The 16584-nt window shown below is 47.2% G+C and carries 9 protein-coding genes; all 9 read right to left on the reverse strand.

Translation table 11 applies throughout. The features are described 5' to 3' along the window. Entirely contained in the window at positions 1 to 1284 is a 1284-nt protein-coding gene (locus tag D7D25_RS02530; protein WP_122967396.1) for a lactate racemase domain-containing protein, read from the reverse strand. A gap of 136 nt (positions 1285 to 1420) precedes the next feature. Next, complete coding sequence (gene gnd / locus D7D25_RS02535) at positions 1421 to 2875, reverse strand: decarboxylating NADP(+)-dependent phosphogluconate dehydrogenase (protein ID WP_122967397.1); 1455 nt, start codon at positions 2873 to 2875, stop codon at positions 1421 to 1423. Between the two features lie 188 nt (positions 2876 to 3063). Beyond that, positions 3064 to 4143, reverse strand: a complete 1080-nt coding sequence (locus tag D7D25_RS02540) for a sugar kinase (RefSeq protein WP_122967398.1) — start codon at positions 4141 to 4143, stop codon at positions 3064 to 3066. Between the two features lie 117 nt (positions 4144 to 4260). After that, positions 4261 to 5073, reverse strand: a complete 813-nt coding sequence (locus D7D25_RS02545; protein ID WP_122967399.1) for an SDR family oxidoreductase — start codon at positions 5071 to 5073, stop codon at positions 4261 to 4263. Positions 5074 to 5285: 212 nt separating this feature from the next. Beyond that, on the reverse strand, positions 5286 to 6536 hold the full coding sequence (locus tag D7D25_RS02550; RefSeq protein ID WP_122967400.1) for a tagaturonate epimerase family protein: 1251 nt from the start codon (positions 6534 to 6536) through the stop codon (positions 5286 to 5288). A 51-nt stretch (positions 6537 to 6587) separates the two neighbouring features. Beyond that, the gene (uxaC, locus tag D7D25_RS02555) at positions 6588 to 7994 is read right to left on the reverse strand and encodes a glucuronate isomerase (protein WP_122967401.1); all 1407 of its coding nucleotides are present in this window, start codon (positions 7992 to 7994) and stop codon (positions 6588 to 6590) included. A gap of 242 nt (positions 7995 to 8236) precedes the next feature. Next, positions 8237 to 12661, reverse strand: coding sequence for a hybrid sensor histidine kinase/response regulator transcription factor (locus tag D7D25_RS02560; RefSeq protein ID WP_122967402.1), 4425 nt, complete (start codon positions 12659 to 12661; stop codon positions 8237 to 8239). A 411-nt stretch (positions 12662 to 13072) separates the two neighbouring features. Continuing rightward, positions 13073 to 14941, reverse strand: coding sequence for a pectinesterase family protein (locus D7D25_RS18430; RefSeq protein WP_122967403.1), 1869 nt, complete (start codon positions 14939 to 14941; stop codon positions 13073 to 13075). A gap of 9 nt (positions 14942 to 14950) precedes the next feature. After that, positions 14951 to 16567, reverse strand: coding sequence for a glycoside hydrolase 43 family protein (locus tag D7D25_RS02570; RefSeq protein ID WP_122967404.1), 1617 nt, complete (start codon positions 16565 to 16567; stop codon positions 14951 to 14953). Positions 16568 to 16584 lie beyond the last annotated feature (17 nt).

The following is a 16584-nucleotide window of genomic DNA, read 5'->3' on the forward strand; positions in this document are numbered from 1 at the left end:
TTATGCAAACCGGTCTTTATGTGCCCACAAACCGAGCGCGGGACTTGAAATATAGTAGACCTCCTCTCCCTCGTCGAGCATATTGAAGCCCTCTTTGAGGCGCGAAGGATCATACTTCTGCATAATCTCATCGATATCGCCCCAATGGAAACCGACGCTCTCTATTTCTTCCCGGGTAAGATTCCAGGCCTCTTTGCCGGGACAGTAGGTGACGGAAAAACGCCCTTCAGAAGATCCGTGAATAAGATGTGCTGCCGCACCCAGATTATCCCTTAGTTCCCGGTTTTGGGATACCGCTTTCAAAGTATAATCCGTTCCGAAATAGCCATATTTACGGATCAGCAAATCAATAACTTTGTCTTCTCCGAATTCTTTCAATGCCGGGGCCAGCACGATCAGTTCACCCCGGTCGGCAATAGCCATCCGTGTGCGGTAGATCGATTTATTCCCTAACCAGGTGCTTTTAAATTCGGCAGGATCGAGCCATACGATCACCTTCTTCAATGGTTTTTCCACCATCACGAAGTTGACCTGCAAAGAGAGTTGGGCTGCGCGGTCGAACACCTCTGAATCGTCCCCCACAAACAGGCCGTAGGTCTGCTGCGCTCCTTCGGAATTTACCCCTACCACAGTCAGGACATACACAATGGGCAGTGCTTTCAAATACTTTTCAGTCGCATAGTTAAATACACGCCTTACCGGAGTATCCGATTTACCCATCATCCGCTCCATGCCATATACCGCCCCTATATAATGACTCTTGTTGATCCCTTCACTCCCGCCGGTGCCGACCAGGATATTCTTGTTGTAGTTGGCCATCCCCACCACCTCGTGGGGTACTACCTGTCCGATAGAGAGGATAAGGTCGAAACCGCCTTCTACCAGCAACCTGTTTACTTGTGCCGGCCAGGAGAAATCGACTTTCCCTTCCGAGATGTCACGTATGTATTCGGTCGGCACCTCACCCAAGGTGATCACATCATTCCGCCAGTCATGGTCTCGAAAAAGTCCTTTAGGGGTCTTCCCGAACATATGATCGATCTGTCCCTCGGTCATGGGGGTATGGGTGCCTAAAGCAGGGAGGATGTCGGTAAGTTTCTCACCATAATATTCCCACGCGATCTCGGTCAGTTCACCGGCACGACTGGGCAGGCGGGTATAATCGGGCGGAACGGCAAGCACTTTCCGCCGTCCGCCTAATTTCCGCAGTGCTTCATACAATCCACTCCTCAGATCATCATGAGAAAGAGCAGTCGTGGGAGAACCATTTTCGTAATAGATCATCCTTTTTAAGTGAAAAGTGAATAATTAATAGTGAAAAATTTGTAGGATTTGGGAAGTCGGATTTAAGATTTGGGATATTAATTCTCAACTGTCCATTCTCCATTGTCAATTATCAATTATCAAACTTCATACATTATCAAACTTCATACGTGGTAGAGGCAGTGTTTCCCCCGCGTCCTGTCCAATCGGTATGGAAGAACTCGCCGCGAGGCCTGTCTATCCGTTCATACTGGTGCGCACCGAAGTAATCACGCTGTGCCTGCAAAAGGTTTGCCGGGAGACGTGAGTTGCGGAACCCATCGAAATAACACAACGCCGAAGTAAGTGCCGGCACGGGGATCCCGTTCTGCAACGCCGTGGCACAAACCCTGCGCCAGCTTTCCTCCGCCGATAGCACGGCTTCTTTGAAGAACCCATCGAGCAACAGGTTTTCCAACGAAGGATTGTTATCGAACGCCTTTTTGATATCTCCCAGGAAACGGGAGCGGATAATGCAACCGCCGCGCCACATCAGCGCGATACCTCCGTAATTAAGGTTCCATCCATATTCTTTGGCTGCTTCCATCATCAGGTCGTAACCCTGTGCGTAGGAGATAATTTTGGCGGCATAAAGCGCTTTCTCCAGGTCATTGATGAATTGCGGTCTGTCACCTTTGAAATCGGATTTTTTCCCGGAGAGGACTTCCGAAGCTTTCACCCTGAGATCTTTTTGAGCCGAGAGACAGCGCGAGAAGACCGACTCGCCGATCAGTGTAAGGGGAATACCCAGATCGAGCGCCGTCACGGCAGTCCATTTACCGGTACCTTTCTGGCCCGCGGTATCAAGGATTTTTTCCACCAATGGACTTCCATCCTCATCCTTATATGCCATGATATCTGTGGTGATCTCGATCAGGTAGGAGTCCAGCACGCCGCTGTTCCACCTTTTGAACACTTCATGCTGCTCAAAAGCATCCATGCCGAGCAGTTCTTTCATCAGGTGATATGCCTCGTTGATAATCTGCATGTCGCCGTACTCGATGCCGTTGTGGACCATCTTCACGAAGTGGCCGGCACCGTTCTCTCCCACCCAGTCGCAGCAGGGAACACCCCCATCGACTTTAGCGGCAACCGCCTGAAAGATCTCTTTCACATGAGGCCACGCCTCCGGCGATCCGCCCGGCATCATCGAAGGGCCTTTGAGGGCTCCCTCCTCACCACCGGAAACGCCGGTACCGATATAGAGCAATCCTTTACCCTCCACATATTTGGTTCTGCGGATGGTGTCGGGGAAATGGCTGTTCCCACCGTCGATAATAATATCGCCCGGTTCAAGCAGCGGGATGAGTTGTTCGATAAAATCGTCCACGGGCTTGCCCGCTTTTACCAGCATCATCACTTTGCGTGGCCGCTCTAAGGATTCGACCAACTCCCACAGGGAGTGCGCGCCGATAAAATTTTTCCCTTTTCCCCGTCCGTTGACAAACGCATCTACTTTGTCAACCGTACGGTTGAACACGGCCACCGTATAGCCCTTACTTTCCATATTTAAGACCAGATTTTCACCCATCACGGCCAATCCGATCAATCCGATATCTGCTTTTCTATTCATTGCATATTATATTTCAGAAACTGTTTTGAATTTTACGAGAAATCATATCACATTTGTTTTTCCACTCTTTCATCTTGTTTCTTGCCCTTTTCCGCGCCTTCGATTTTTCATTTCTTTCCAGGGGCCCGCCACATCTCAATGAATGAAAATCCAAATCCATCGAAAAATGGCTAAAAACTCCCCGGTCTTCAACGGACCACTCTCGCATTGCCTTTCCAGATGCTCCATATCACCTGCTCATCGGCCGGCTGGGCATAATCTGTCAGGAAGGTAGTCGCCAGCGCACCGCTTGCCCAGGCAAACTGCACCCACTTTTCGGGTTCCATCCCTTTCAGGATGCTATAGAGCAATCCGCCCACGAAACCGTCGCCACCACCGATACGATCCATCACGTTGATCCTACGCAACGGCGCTTCGTGCCATTTCCCGTTTTCATAAACAATAGCACCCCAGAGATGCTCATTGGCGCTAATCACCTCACGCAGCGTATTGGCAAAGACCGAAACACCGGGAAACGCTTTATGCGCGTTCAGGATCATCCCCTTGAAGGCATCCAGCGCTCCACCAATATTTTCACCTCCTGCTTTCGGCCCTTCCACGCCGAGACACAATTGAAAATCCTCTTCATTGCCGATAACTATATCGGAAAGAGAAACAATCTCCGTAAAGGCTTCTTTCAGCTCCTTTTCCCGGCCCTTCCAGAAGGTAGCCCGGTGATTCAGGTCGAAAGAAATGACCGTACCTTGCTTTTTGGCATAACGCGCTATTTCGAGACAGAAGTTGCTTGTGTCGGGAGAAAGTGCCGCAATAAGGCCGGAAAGGTGCACCACTTGTACGCCTTCCTTGCCGAAGATCCGTTCCAGATCAAAATCTTTCACATTCAGCGTTTTTCCCACTTCACCTGCCCGGTCGTTCTGTACCCGCGGGCCACGCAATCCAAAACCGCTGTCGGCAATATTGAATTGATGCCGGTACCCCCAGGGATCGCCCTGGGGCACCTCGGGCCCCTCGTACTCCATATTGCGCGCCCTCAGGTCAGCCTTGATAAAAGCAGCGATCGGGCTATCTTTCACGAAAGTGGTGAGTACCTTTACAGGCAGACCCAGATAGGAGGAGATACTTGCCACATTGGTCTCCGCGCTGGTCGCCTGCATGCGGAACATATTGGCACTCTGCACCGGCTGTGCGTCTACCGGCGTAATACGTACCCCCATACTGGTAGGTACCACCAATGAATATTTGAATTCTTTTTTTAATGTTAAAGACATTTTGGTTGATATGATGATTTTTAATTTGATGATTTACTCAATGGACAATCGATAATCGACGATTGACAATGAAGCATTGAATGCTGGAATCTTGAAATGATGAAATTCCAAATCCCATCAAATACTGAACGCGTCGAAACCTCCGTCGACGATTGCCACCGTTCCCGTCACAAATTTCGAAGCGTCACTCACCAGATAGTGGAGCGTGCCTAACAGGTCTTCAGGATTTCCAAATCGGCGGAAAGGGGTGTGTGCGATAATAGTATTCCCCCGCGCAGAATAAGATCCGTCGGGATTGGTGAGCAACGTCCTGTTTTGTTCCGTAATGAAAAAGCCCGGACACAACGCATTCACACGAAAATCCTCCCCGAATTTAATAGCCATCTCGCCTGCCATATATTTGGTAAAGTTGGTCACTGCTGCTTTGGCCGCTCCATATCCCGCGACACGTGTCAGCGGACGTAAAGCTGACGCGGAAGAGATATTCACGATATTCCCCTTTTTCTCCCTGACCATGTATTCGGCAAAAACCAGTGTGGGGACAACCGTTCCCATCAAGTTCAGATCGACCACCTTCCGGAAATCGTCAGCTTTCAAATCGAAGACAGTATTGTCGGGACCGATGGTCGCGCCCGGCATATTTCCACCGGCACCATTGATCAGCACCTCTATCCTGCCGTATTTGGCCGCGATTTCTTCCGCATTTCTCTTCAGCACCACCTCATCAGTCACATCGGTTTGAAGAAACATGGCGTCCCCTCCGGCAGTTTTTACTTTTTGTGTCAGTTCGTCGCCTTTTGCCTTGTTTCGCGCCAGTACCGCCACTTTCGCACCATGCGCGGCCAGATACTCCACCATGGAAGAACCCAATACTCCGGTCCCACCCGTGATAACAATCACTTTTCCCTTAATATCAAATAATTCGTACATAATTTATTGATTTAATGATCCGGCAAAAATAGGCTACCTGTTCTATCTTTCAACCTTATTTCCCGTAAAATCTTCTTCTAAAATCTTCTTCATTGAATCCAGTGCCATGCTAATGTTAAAATGCCAGACCTCTCTGTTCATATCCTACGAACCGCAGGACTGATTCTTACGAACCAATTGACAAAACAGGCTTAACATGACACCAGCTTACCCTATATATTAAACAGTCTCCTGAGATGCCGGTCGTAGATATTCTCTTCCACACATCCACCGATTACATCGGCATATTTGACAAGCAGGTCGGTATATTCGCTTCCCATTTCCGCGGCCACTTTATAGGCCACATGAATGAGTTGACGGAAATTGGAATTGTAATCAGGATGTCCCGGTATATGCCGGAGCGTGTTGGCAAATTTCTCTCCTGTCCATCCGTTTACCTCTTCCACGGAAGGCAATTTCGATCCATCGATATCAATCACGTCGGCATAGGGGCCGCACAATTCTTCCTGCCGGTTGTATGAATTCTCATATATCTTTTTTGCCAAGGCAAGGCCCTCTCCTCCTGCCACGGCTAAACCGATCACCTCTTCCAACCAGGTGGTGCCGGCAGTTTTCAGATGTAATCCCTTGTCATGCCTGGCAATGATACCGGCCATGACCGGGTAGATGGAGAATTTATCGCTTCCCGAGTGGACGCTCAACTTCAACTCTTCCGGCAATCCGAATTCCTTCACTGCGAAATCGATCACAAGCACATCTTCTTCAAACTCTTTGGCAAACTGTGCCAGATCTCCCACGTAATCCACCCCCTTATTGAACCGGCCTGTAAATTTGGGTGCGATGGTCTGGGCGGGCACACCCTTGTCTGCCAGCATTTTCAGAATAAAAAGCAATTCCACGGGCGTCTGCGGCGAATCCACCTCATCCATCGAAACTTCCGTGATGAAATTGCCTTCCCCCTTTTCCTTCTTCAGATAGGCATATATCTCCGATGCGTGCTGTGTGGCGGCAAGGAATCGGGCGGCGATGCCACGCAATAACTCCTCGGTCACATTCAAAGGCTCCTCCATACCGGGAATTTGCAACCTGCCCATATATTTCTGACAGGAAGCGACAAAAGCGGCTACTTCCTCCGGACTGCTCTCACTGCCGATAAAGGCAGCCACATCCAACGTGAAGAAATCAGATACCTCCACATATTTAGCGACCGTGCTGAGATTGATATGGTCGGCATCCACAAAATAGAGCCCTTTGAAATCCAGGGCACTGACAGCCTCGTCGGCCTCCCTGCGGGTATCTGCCGGTTGTGTGCCCACATAGATATGTTCCCTGTTAGATTTGTTCCATACCGGACTGATATCCAATCCTCCTTTCTCATTCGCTTTCATGACAGCCCTCAACTGCGCCTTTCCCTGGTGTGTGAACCTATCTCCTACTCCTATACTGTATTTTCCTAATTGCATAATGATTGTTATTTTTCTTGTTGTTTACTTGCAAATAAATGGATGGTGATTCTAAAATCTAAAAAACTCTCTTGCATTGTTATAAGATATATTCTCCACCATCTCCCCGAGGAATTTCATTTCCGAAGCGGGCAGCAGTCCCTGCTCGACGTCATTCCCAATGAGATTACATAATATCCGCCGGAAATATTCGTGACGCGGATAAGAGAGGAAACTGCGTGAATCGGTCAGCATCCCCACAAAGCGACTCAGCAGTCCCAGATTAGAGAGAGAGTTCATCTGCGCCTCCATCCCTGTCTTCTGATCAAGAAACCACCATCCTGAACCGAATTGCATTTTTCCGGCGACCGAGCCGTCCTGGAAGTTGCCGATCATGGTAGCGATGAGATCGTTATCCCTGGGGTTCAGGTTATAAATGATGGTCTTGGCCAACCGGTTGTCTTTGTCGAGTTGATCGAAGAAACGGCTCATCGCTTTTGCCACAGTAAAATCACCGATAGAATCGAAACCGGTATCTGGGCCGAGTTGTTGGAACAACCGGGTATTGTTGTTACGGATTGCTCCATAATGGAATTGTTGTGTCCATCCTTTTTCCCAATCCATCACGGCACCCTCATAGAGCATGGCCGATTTGAATTTCAGGATATCCTCTCTTGCCAGCTCTTTCCCACCACACACTTTATCGAATATCCGTTCAATTTCGGCCTGGGTGTAGGGTTCGGCATAGAACTCCTCGATACCGTGGTCGGAAAGTTTGCAACCCGCGCCGGCAAAGAAGTCGTGCCGCTTACGAAGCGCCTCAATCAGGTCGCTGAACCGGTGGATGGTCACACCCGACGCCTCGGATAATTTTTCCAGGTAGGCGCGGTATTCTTTCGGATTCTCCACAGCCATGGCCTTGTCAGGACGCCAGGTGGGTAAAACTTTAATACTGAAATTCTCCTCTTTCAGTGAAAGATGATGCTCCAAGCTGTCGGCAGGATCATCGGTAGTGCAGACCACCTCCACTTTGAATTTTTTCATCAATCCCCGTGCAGAGAATGCCGGTGTACGCAACAGCCCGGTACATTGGTCGAATATCTCTTTTGCCGTTTCGGGGTTCAGAAGCTTATCAACACCAAAAGCTGTTTTCAATTCCAGGTGAGTCCAGTGATACAACGGGTTCCGCATGGTGTAGGGTACCGTTTCAGCCCATTTCTCAAATTTTTCCCAATCGGAGGTGTCTTTACCGGTGCAGTACTTTTCTTCCACACCGTTAGTACGCATGGCACGCCACTTATAGTGGTCTCCTTCGAGCCATATCTGACCCAGGTTATCGAAAGCGTGATCCTTGGCGATATACTCAGGGTTCAGATGACAATGGTAGTCAATAATAGGTCGCGTTTTTGCATGTGCATGATACAACTCTTTCGCCGCATCTGTTTGAAGCAAAAAATCTTCATGAATAAAACTTTTCATACCAAAATTATTTTAAAATGGATATTTTCCGTACCAGGACTCACTGTTGTCGTACACAATCCATACAAGTCCCCAAAGTTATATATTTTTATTTGATAATTACCGATACAGAATGATTTAATTTTCTCACCATCTCATCCGGACATTTCCGGAATTCTTTTTCATTTTTTTGGATGACCGCGAGCATTCCGGCTATTTTATTATTTCTCAGAAAAATGGCAATAACACGGTCTGTATTGATTTTATAATCCTTTGTTTGACCAACTGGCGCATGACTTTTTGTATTCGCTGGGTGTCATATTAAATTTCTTTTTAAAGCATTTGGTGAAATATTTGGCATCGTTGATACCCACCTTGTAGGCAACTTCCTTTATGGTATAGTCTCCGTTTTGGAGAAGTTCTGCCGCATGTTGCATCAAAAAGTCCCGCACATATTCGACAGGTGCCAACCCTGTAAGCCCTTTCAGTTTTTTAAAGAATACCGTACGGCTCATACCCGCTTCCACAGCCATATCTTCTATTACAAAATCATTATCGCCCAACTGTTTCTCAATAAAAGAGTTGACAGACCGGATAAAGTCAATATCTTTCTCATTGACAAGCCCATTGGCGAGGTTTTCTTTCCTGAACGGAATTGGGGATGTTCCATGGGTCCTGTTCCTGTAATATTCCTGTAACTCGGATCTCCGTTGCAACAGGTTTTTCACCCTCACTTTGAAATAAGAGACGCTGAAAGGCTTGGTAATGTACTCATCCGCGCCATGTTCAAAACCATCCAGTTTACTGTCCAATGTGGCTTTTGCGGTGAGGAGCAAGAAGAGCACATGGCTCGTCAGGACATTCTTCCGGATATTTTCGAGGAACTCGATGCCATCGATTTCCGGCATCATGATATCGCTCACGATAAAATCAGGGATAAGCTCCAATGCTTTCTCAAAACCCTCTTTTCCGTTCGAAGCTTCATGCACCTCATATTCATCTTCGAGGATGGAGCGGATAAACTGCCGGAGATCGTCATCATCTTCCACGATGAGCACGCAGGGGGTATCACTGATCTCTTGGTGGAGTCGCGTGAATTCATCAGCAACTACCCGCAAACCTTTGTTTTGGTCTGGCAACATGGAAGCGGAAGCCTCGTCGATGATCACATCGGCTCCAAAATGGGAAGTGCCTGTTTTAAACAAAATGGCAAAAGTACTCCCCTTCTGCTCATCACTCTCCACTACTATCCTGGCGCGGTGTTTGTCGGCCATCTCTTTCACGATAGACAACCCTATCCCGGTACTGGGTTTGCTTGGATCTTCATTAAAGGACTCAAATCTCTTGAACAGACGCTCCTGTTTATCTTTCGAGATACCGATCCCCGTATCTTTTACCCGGATGGCCACCTCATTGTTTTCATTGTAGACAGACACCCGGATGGTTCTTCCCCGGGGAGTATATTTAAAAGCATTGGAAAGCAGGTTGACAATAATCTTTTCCACTGCCTCGGTATCAATCCATACCGTTTGAATACCGGCCCTGTTCTCGAAACTATAATCGATCCCTTTTATCTCCGCATTTTTGATATAATTGCCATAAATATTTTCCACAAAAGAGGCTATTTCCACTTTGGTCACCTTTAGCGGCGATTGTTCCATCTTTTGGAAGTCGAGGATCTGGTTCACCATTTTCAGCAACCTATTGGTGTTTTTCCACACCAGCGAAAGTTGATCTTTTACCGGTTGTGGTGTGGTTTTGCTTTGCAACAGGTTTTCGATCGGGGAGACGATCATTGTCAACGGAGTGCGTATCTCGTGCGAAATGTTGGTAAAGAAACGTGTTTTGATCTCCGACTCCTGCTTTTCCAGCACGATCTTGTTGCGCATTTTATAAAATGTGTGGAGTATTTTGAACGTGACATATAAAAGCATGATTGTCACCAAAGTGTAAATAAGATAAGCCCATCCGGTGGCCCAAAACGGGGGTAATACCTCAATGGAGAGCATCCTCTCGTTGTCGGCCCATACCCCGTCGCTGTTGGTCGACTTGACACGGAACAGGTATTTTCCCCGCGAGAGGTTGGTGTAATTGGCTGTCCGTTGATTGCCGGCATATATCCACTCCTTATCGAATCCTTCCATCTTATACATATAGAGTATATTTTCCGGATCGACATAATCGAGGGCGGCAAATTCTATCCCGATAAAATTCTGGTTATGCTTTAGCACTATCCTATCCTGTATATTGATATCTTTTTTGAGCACTCCCTCAGGGGATATGGGCAGATTCCGGTTAAACAGCTTGAATTGCACAAGTGCCAGATAGGGACTAAAGGTATTGTTTCTCACATTCTCGGGATTAAAAACAACCATCCCTTGTGAATAACCGAAAAGTATTCTGCCGTCACGTAAACGACACCTTGAATTTTCGGAAAAATTGTTCCGTTTCATCAATCGTTTGATCTCACTGAAATTCTCAAATGTTTGTTCTTTACGGTTGAATTTTGTCAATCCTCCTTCACTGCCGATCCAGATGTTGCCATTATTATCTTCCTGCAGTGAAAGGGTAATGTTGGAAGGTAATCCGTGTGCCGGGTGGTATGTCTCGAATGAAACCGGGAATCCCATACTATCTGTTTCATTAATTTTACTGATACCTCCCCCGAAAGTGCCGATATAGGTCTCGCCTGTCTCTGTTGTACAGATATCCATGATATCGTTGGCCGCGATACTGTTCGAATCGCTGGTATTTCTCGTATATATTCTAAAATCTATTTCCTGAGGCTTTTTAAAATCGGCATCGAACATGATGAATCCGAGAGTCGTTCCCACACAGATATTTCCGTGTCTGTCTTCCGATATGATCCTTATCCGATCAGCGTGGTTGAAGGGAAACCGGGTAAGATCGTTGAGATGGTTGATAACCCGCCCTTCACCGGAATGGAGGATCAGATTAAGCCCTCCTCCGTAAGTGCCTATCCAAATATTTTTGTTTTTATCTTCGAAGATGGAATACACATCATTGTTGTTCAATGAGTATCTGTCGGAAGGATCATTACAGAAATGGTACACTTCAAAACTGTTCCGTTCATTTCTGCGGATAAGCTTATAGACACCCTCCCCTTTTGTGCCAATCCATATATTTCGCTCCGAGTCTTCAGTAATACAATAAGCTATTCCGTTCAGGGGGATACCTCTCCCAATTTCTCCCTGTTGCGTGAGAATACCTTTCTCATTCAATCTGGCATCATAGACATGTATCTTACCATCTTTCGTGGCGGCCCAGATATTCCGGTAAGAGTCTTCAAAGATGGGACGGACTTCGTTACTGATTGTCGAATTATCGTTATCACTGATGGATAATGCTTTGAAGCTGGAATCATCATAGAAAATCACTTTCTCCAAGCCGGGTGAGCGGGTACACATCCACAAGTTACCCTGCCTGTCGGAATAGGCAGAATGCAACATATTGGAAAACAGGGATCGAGGAGAGGAGGGCTCATTATAGAAGGGGATAAGCTTCTCTTCCGTTTTGTCATACACGGAGAATCCCCCTCCTCTGGGATGAACCCATAAACGGTTTTCCCTGTCTTCGAAGATAAAAAAATTGGGCAGGAAAACAGAGGAAACAGCGCTTTCCACATAAGGTGTGTAATGAAAATATTTTCCGGTATAGGGATTGAATTTTGAAACACCCAGCCTATCGGTCTCCAACCAGATATTTTTTGAACTATCGACATAAGGTGTCATTATTTCATCGAATTGCATTGCCGGAAAAGTTTTGCTGTTGTACAGGTCCATTCTGCCGTCGTGAGTAGAGTATATAACAAAGCCGCTGTGGTTGGATAGAATAAGGATCTTCTCGGAAGAGAGCTCTTGTATGGAAATAATATCGGATGTCAGTTCGGTGGGAAGTTCCTCAAATGTGCCCCGTTTTGGGTCATATACCCATACAACTCCTTCTCTTGAACCGAACCAGAGTTCATCGCCGAATTCCATCACACTGAAAAAGGGAGTCTCCTCTTTCAAATTGCCTTCGGACAAGGAATGGAAATAAAAGAGGGGGCCGGCACCATCCGCAGGTAAACAGGTCAATCCTTTATCGGTGAGGATCCACGAGTTCTGGTGCATATCTTCATGGATGGTATGCACAACGTCTCCGCTGAGATTACGATCCCGGATACTATATACCTCTGCATTGAACAGGGAATCCACGATTGAAATACATCCTTCTTTTTCCGATAAAAGCCAGACCTTTCCGCTTTCGGTAGGAATAATCTGGGATACGTAATAGTTTTTATCTTTATAGGCTTCTATGGAGTTTGTCCCCATAAAAGATTCCGTATCTACATTAAACCGGTATGCCCGGTTATCATAAGAGAGAACCCATATATTGTTGTGTTTATCTTCATACAATCTGTCTACTCTGCTGCTTCGGGATTCGAATGGGCCCGATGGTAAATGGTATGTGGTAAATGTGTATCCGTCAAATTTACTCAATCCATCCCAAGTACTGAACCACATAAAACCTTTACAATCCTGCAGGATATCAGTGACGGTATGTTGGGGAAGTCCGTCCTCAGAGCCGTAATGCACGAAGTAGGCGGGGGGTTGGGACATGACGGTTCCTGTACCGAGAAGGAATATTGATAAAAAGAGGAATACTATTTTCAACTTTGGTTTCATTCTATTGCCAGAATCACAAGGAATAACAACAACTAATCCTGTTTTCATTGTAAATTTGATACGTATACAACTAAAGTAGAGACATTTAAATATCGCGACGGATTCCACAGATTGAGATAAGCGTAAAAAGAGTAGGTGTCCAAAGCGAAGCGAGTTCCACTCTTTTAGCGAATATTTGCGATAAGCCAATTGAGCAGGGCCGAGCTTGCTTGAACTATGCCTTGGCGAGCAAATATCTAACTTTAGTGAACGAAAGCTATAATGGATCACAAAACATTGTCAGACGAATGCTTTAGTTGCAACCATACTGCTTACAAAATTTGAATAACTAATTCATATTCTCCAAATGTAGTGAAAATAATAGCAAACCCATGTGAGGATGGGGCAAAAATTAGTTAAAGGATAGACACCCTACTCCCAAAAATCGGAACCCAATACTTTTTCTTTGGAATAATTTTGGACTTCCGTATCTGTAAGTTGATGTGACCATTTTACCCGTGCCTGCGTGGCAGCACCTTCCCCGCGATTGCCATACTCCACAAAACGGGCTGTGGATTCATTCTTCTCGTTATTCCAGTTATTCCAACCCTCGGGCTTAATGGTATTGCCCAGTTCACATTCTATAAAAGCCACATGGGCATAGGGGCGCCACGGACGACCGAGATGGAATGAATGTGCCTGCTCTCCGGTTATCCTGCATTTGCGGAAAACATATCCGAAGGGAGTATTCCGCGGTGTGGAGGCGGCTGTCACATACCCGTTCCCCTTGCACACAATTTCACACTCTTCGAACCAGGCTGTGGATGCCCCGAAAATAAAGTCAACCGTCCCCTGTATGTAACAATTGGAATAGTACTGACGGCTGAACGCTTTATGGGTATAAAGCGTATCCTGAAAGCCGAGAAAACGGCAATTGTGAAAACGTGCCCGGTCACTACGGACGATAATCGCTACTGCCTGCCCGACGGGCCCTGCGGCATTCTCGAAGGTTATATTTTCCGCCTTGAAGAGATCGGGACAAACATACATGCTGGCTGACCCCGATGTGCCTATTTCATCACCGAAAGGACTTTTCTTTGAAGCATAATTATTGTACGACAGGATGGTTCTGTACTTGTCCTCTCCAACAAGGGTGAGATACTGCTTCGTATCGGGAATAATGATTTTCTCGCGATAGATACCATTGCGGATAAAAATGCGGGTAGGCCATTTCCGGAAATCAGGAACGGCATTCACTGCTTCCTGTACCGTCCTGAAGTCTCCTGTCCCATCCTGGGCCACAACGATATCATAATGGGATCTGTCGATGACAGCCGGTTCGTCAAAGAGCTTCCACAAGAAGTTGGCCATCAGGTTGACAGCAGAGAGATGCCACGGGTGAAAAAGCCAGAATGTGTGGGGCGTATCTTCGAAAGTATGTTTCTCGGAATAGATGCCAAGGCTGTCCAGACGGCGAATATACTCATCACGCCCGTTGTGGAACCGGGCGATGGAACTGTTGATAAAACAGACCGGTGCGGAATGGGTGCCTACCCAATAAATTGCCGAAGCATCTTTCCATACTTCCGGTTTTTCGCTGTATGCCCCGTCCAACCACAATGCATCTGCCGGCATCTTGTCACCCGCGTTTTTCGCCTTTTCCGCCCTGTCGACGGTTTCTCTTTCAATAAATGTAGAGATACCATCGATATTAATGACTGCTTTGATAAGATTATCCCTGTTCTTTGTGCCTATCAGCGCCGCGAGTTGTCCTCCGGCAGAACATCCTGATACCGCAATTTTACCCGCATCGAAACCGTACTCTTCCGCATTGCGGCTGATCCATGAAACGGCATCGTTCAGGTCATCCACAGCTGCAGGATAAAGTTGTTCGGGTGAGAGGCGGTATTCTACCGTAACTGTTGCAAATCCTTTCCGGGACAGATGTATAGCCAACACCTCCTGCATATCGGGAGAGCCGGAATTCCACCCGCCCCCGTGGATCATCATCACCACCGGATAATCATGCTCATCTGCAGGTCGATAGACCGACAACCGCAATTCCCGGTCGCCGTATTTCGTGTCCCCGACAGTCTTGTAAACGATATCCGGATAGACATTCATTTCGTGGCTACCCTTTGCCTCCGCTATCCGGATAAAAGGAAACCGTTTCACCTCTTTTTGATACGAACTTTGAAGGGTGTAGCTCGTGTCACGTGGCAACCCGTTTATCATTATAGTCTGAGCCGTGAGGGGCAAAGTGCTGAAAACAGCGAAAAACAGTATCCGGATTATCTTCATATGCTCCTATTATTCGACCATAAACCAATCGATAATGGCTCTTCCACCATCGTTATTCTTTACAGGACGCGAACAGACAAATCCCATTTTCGCCCCTATCCATTTGCCTTCTTTCGCGTTGAACGGTTTCCCGAGTGTATGGAATGACCTGCCATCGGTACTGTAGCTAAACAGGCACTGTGTGCCAGGCGTCACACTCACCCTGAAAAAGAGGGTGGAGTCATTCAACGACACCTGTTCGTTCACCGTTTCCTTACCTCCTCTATCGGCCTGTAAGCATTCATTCTGAGAAAGGACAAACCCTTGTTCCGTTTTCTGGAAGGACAACAGCGCATAATCCATCCCCATCACTACAAAGCCGAATCTCTCACCGCTGATCGCCGCCGACGGATGGAACGTTACCTTGGCGGTGGCTGTAAACCGGTTCGAAGAGAATTTCTGCAACAAAAGGTTGGGAACATCCCAAAGACTGGCATAATCATCAGGTACAGGAACAGAATACAAGTGCAATGTCCCGGTACCGGCATCTGCGAAATGCCACCAGTCCATGGGGTTGGCATGCCATTGCCATTGCAATCCCAACGTGCCGGAGTCGAATTGATCGCTCTCGGCAGGTGTTACTATGGGATGGTTTCCGCCCACGCGCGGTTTACGATGGATAGCAACAGGCTCACCCCAACCCTTGTCATCTCTATCGATCCCGATGACCGGCCAGTCATTTTTCCAGACCATGGGTTGCAAATGGACAATTCGCCCAATCGCACCGACATCCTGAAAATGGTAGAACCAATCTTCTCCCATCGGCGTATCTACCCAGGCACCCTGATGTGGGCCGTTGATATCGGTATTTCCTTGCGCCATGACCACCTTACGCTCGTACGGACCAAATACGTTCTTTGAACGCAATACAATCTGCCAGCCGGTTGCCACACCGCCCGCGGGAGCAAAAATATAATAATAACCATTTCGTTTATGGAATTTAGGACCTTCCACAGTAGGATCATTTTCATGTCCATCATAAATGATCCTGCCGGCAGAAACAGCCCTGGTTCCTTCGCTGTTCATCTCCGCGATGGCCAATACACTCTTTATCCCTGCCCGGCTTCCCGCATAGGCATATACCAGATAAGCGTTCCCGCCATCGTCCCACAACGGGCATGAATCGATCAATCCTTTTCCGGCCATCACCAACACCGGATCACTCCACGGACCGGAAGGATTTTCCGCCTTAAGCATATAAATTCCATAATCAGGATCGCCATAATAGATATAAAACTCACCGTTATGGTGACGGATCGACGGCGCCCACACCCCATTCCCATGCTGAGGATGGGAAAAAACGGAATCCGGTTCCAACCGGTCTATGGCATGGCCTATGATTTTCCAGTTCACCATATCCTTCGAATGCAGTATGGGCAATCCCGGAACAGCATTGAAACTCGATGCGGTCATATAGTAATCGTCCCCCACACGGCACACGTCAGGATCAGAATAATCGGCATAAAGGATAGGATTTTTATAGGTTCCATTTCCTAAATCGGCGACCCAGGATTTCGAGATGCCTTGCTGACCATACAATGAGATGGCCAAACAGCACAAAATAAATACCAATGCACTATTTCTCATTCTTTTCAAACTTACTT

Origin of the sequence: Proteiniphilum sp. X52 (genome assembly GCF_003712195.1) — a bacterium.
Classification (GTDB): Bacteria; Bacteroidota; Bacteroidia; order Bacteroidales; family Dysgonomonadaceae; genus Proteiniphilum.

Bases quoted from the DNA above. Each gene is read 5' to 3' on its own strand.
- D7D25_RS02540 (WP_122967398.1), bottom strand. From the start codon at position 4,143: ATGTCTTTAACATTAAAAAAAGAATTCAAATATTCATTGGTGGTACCT.
- D7D25_RS18430 (WP_122967403.1), bottom strand. From the start codon at position 14,941: ATGAAGATAATCCGGATACTGTTTTTCGCTGTTTTCAGCACTTTGCCC.
- gnd (WP_122967397.1), bottom strand. From the start codon at position 2,875: ATGAATAGAAAAGCAGATATCGGATTGATCGGATTGGCCGTGATGGGT.
- uxaC (WP_122967401.1), bottom strand. From the start codon at position 7,994: ATGAAAAGTTTTATTCATGAAGATTTTTTGCTTCAAACAGATGCGGCG.
- D7D25_RS02545 (WP_122967399.1), bottom strand. From the start codon at position 5,073: ATGTACGAATTATTTGATATTAAGGGAAAAGTGATTGTTATCACGGGT.
- D7D25_RS02560 (WP_122967402.1), bottom strand. From the start codon at position 12,661: ATGAAACCAAAGTTGAAAATAGTATTCCTCTTTTTATCAATATTCCTT.
- D7D25_RS02570 (WP_122967404.1), bottom strand. From the start codon at position 16,567: ATGAGAAATAGTGCATTGGTATTTATTTTGTGCTGTTTGGCCATCTCA.
- D7D25_RS02530 (WP_122967396.1), bottom strand. From the start codon at position 1,284: ATGATCTATTACGAAAATGGTTCTCCCACGACTGCTCTTTCTCATGAT.
- D7D25_RS02550 (WP_122967400.1), bottom strand. From the start codon at position 6,536: ATGCAATTAGGAAAATACAGTATAGGAGTAGGAGATAGGTTCACACAC.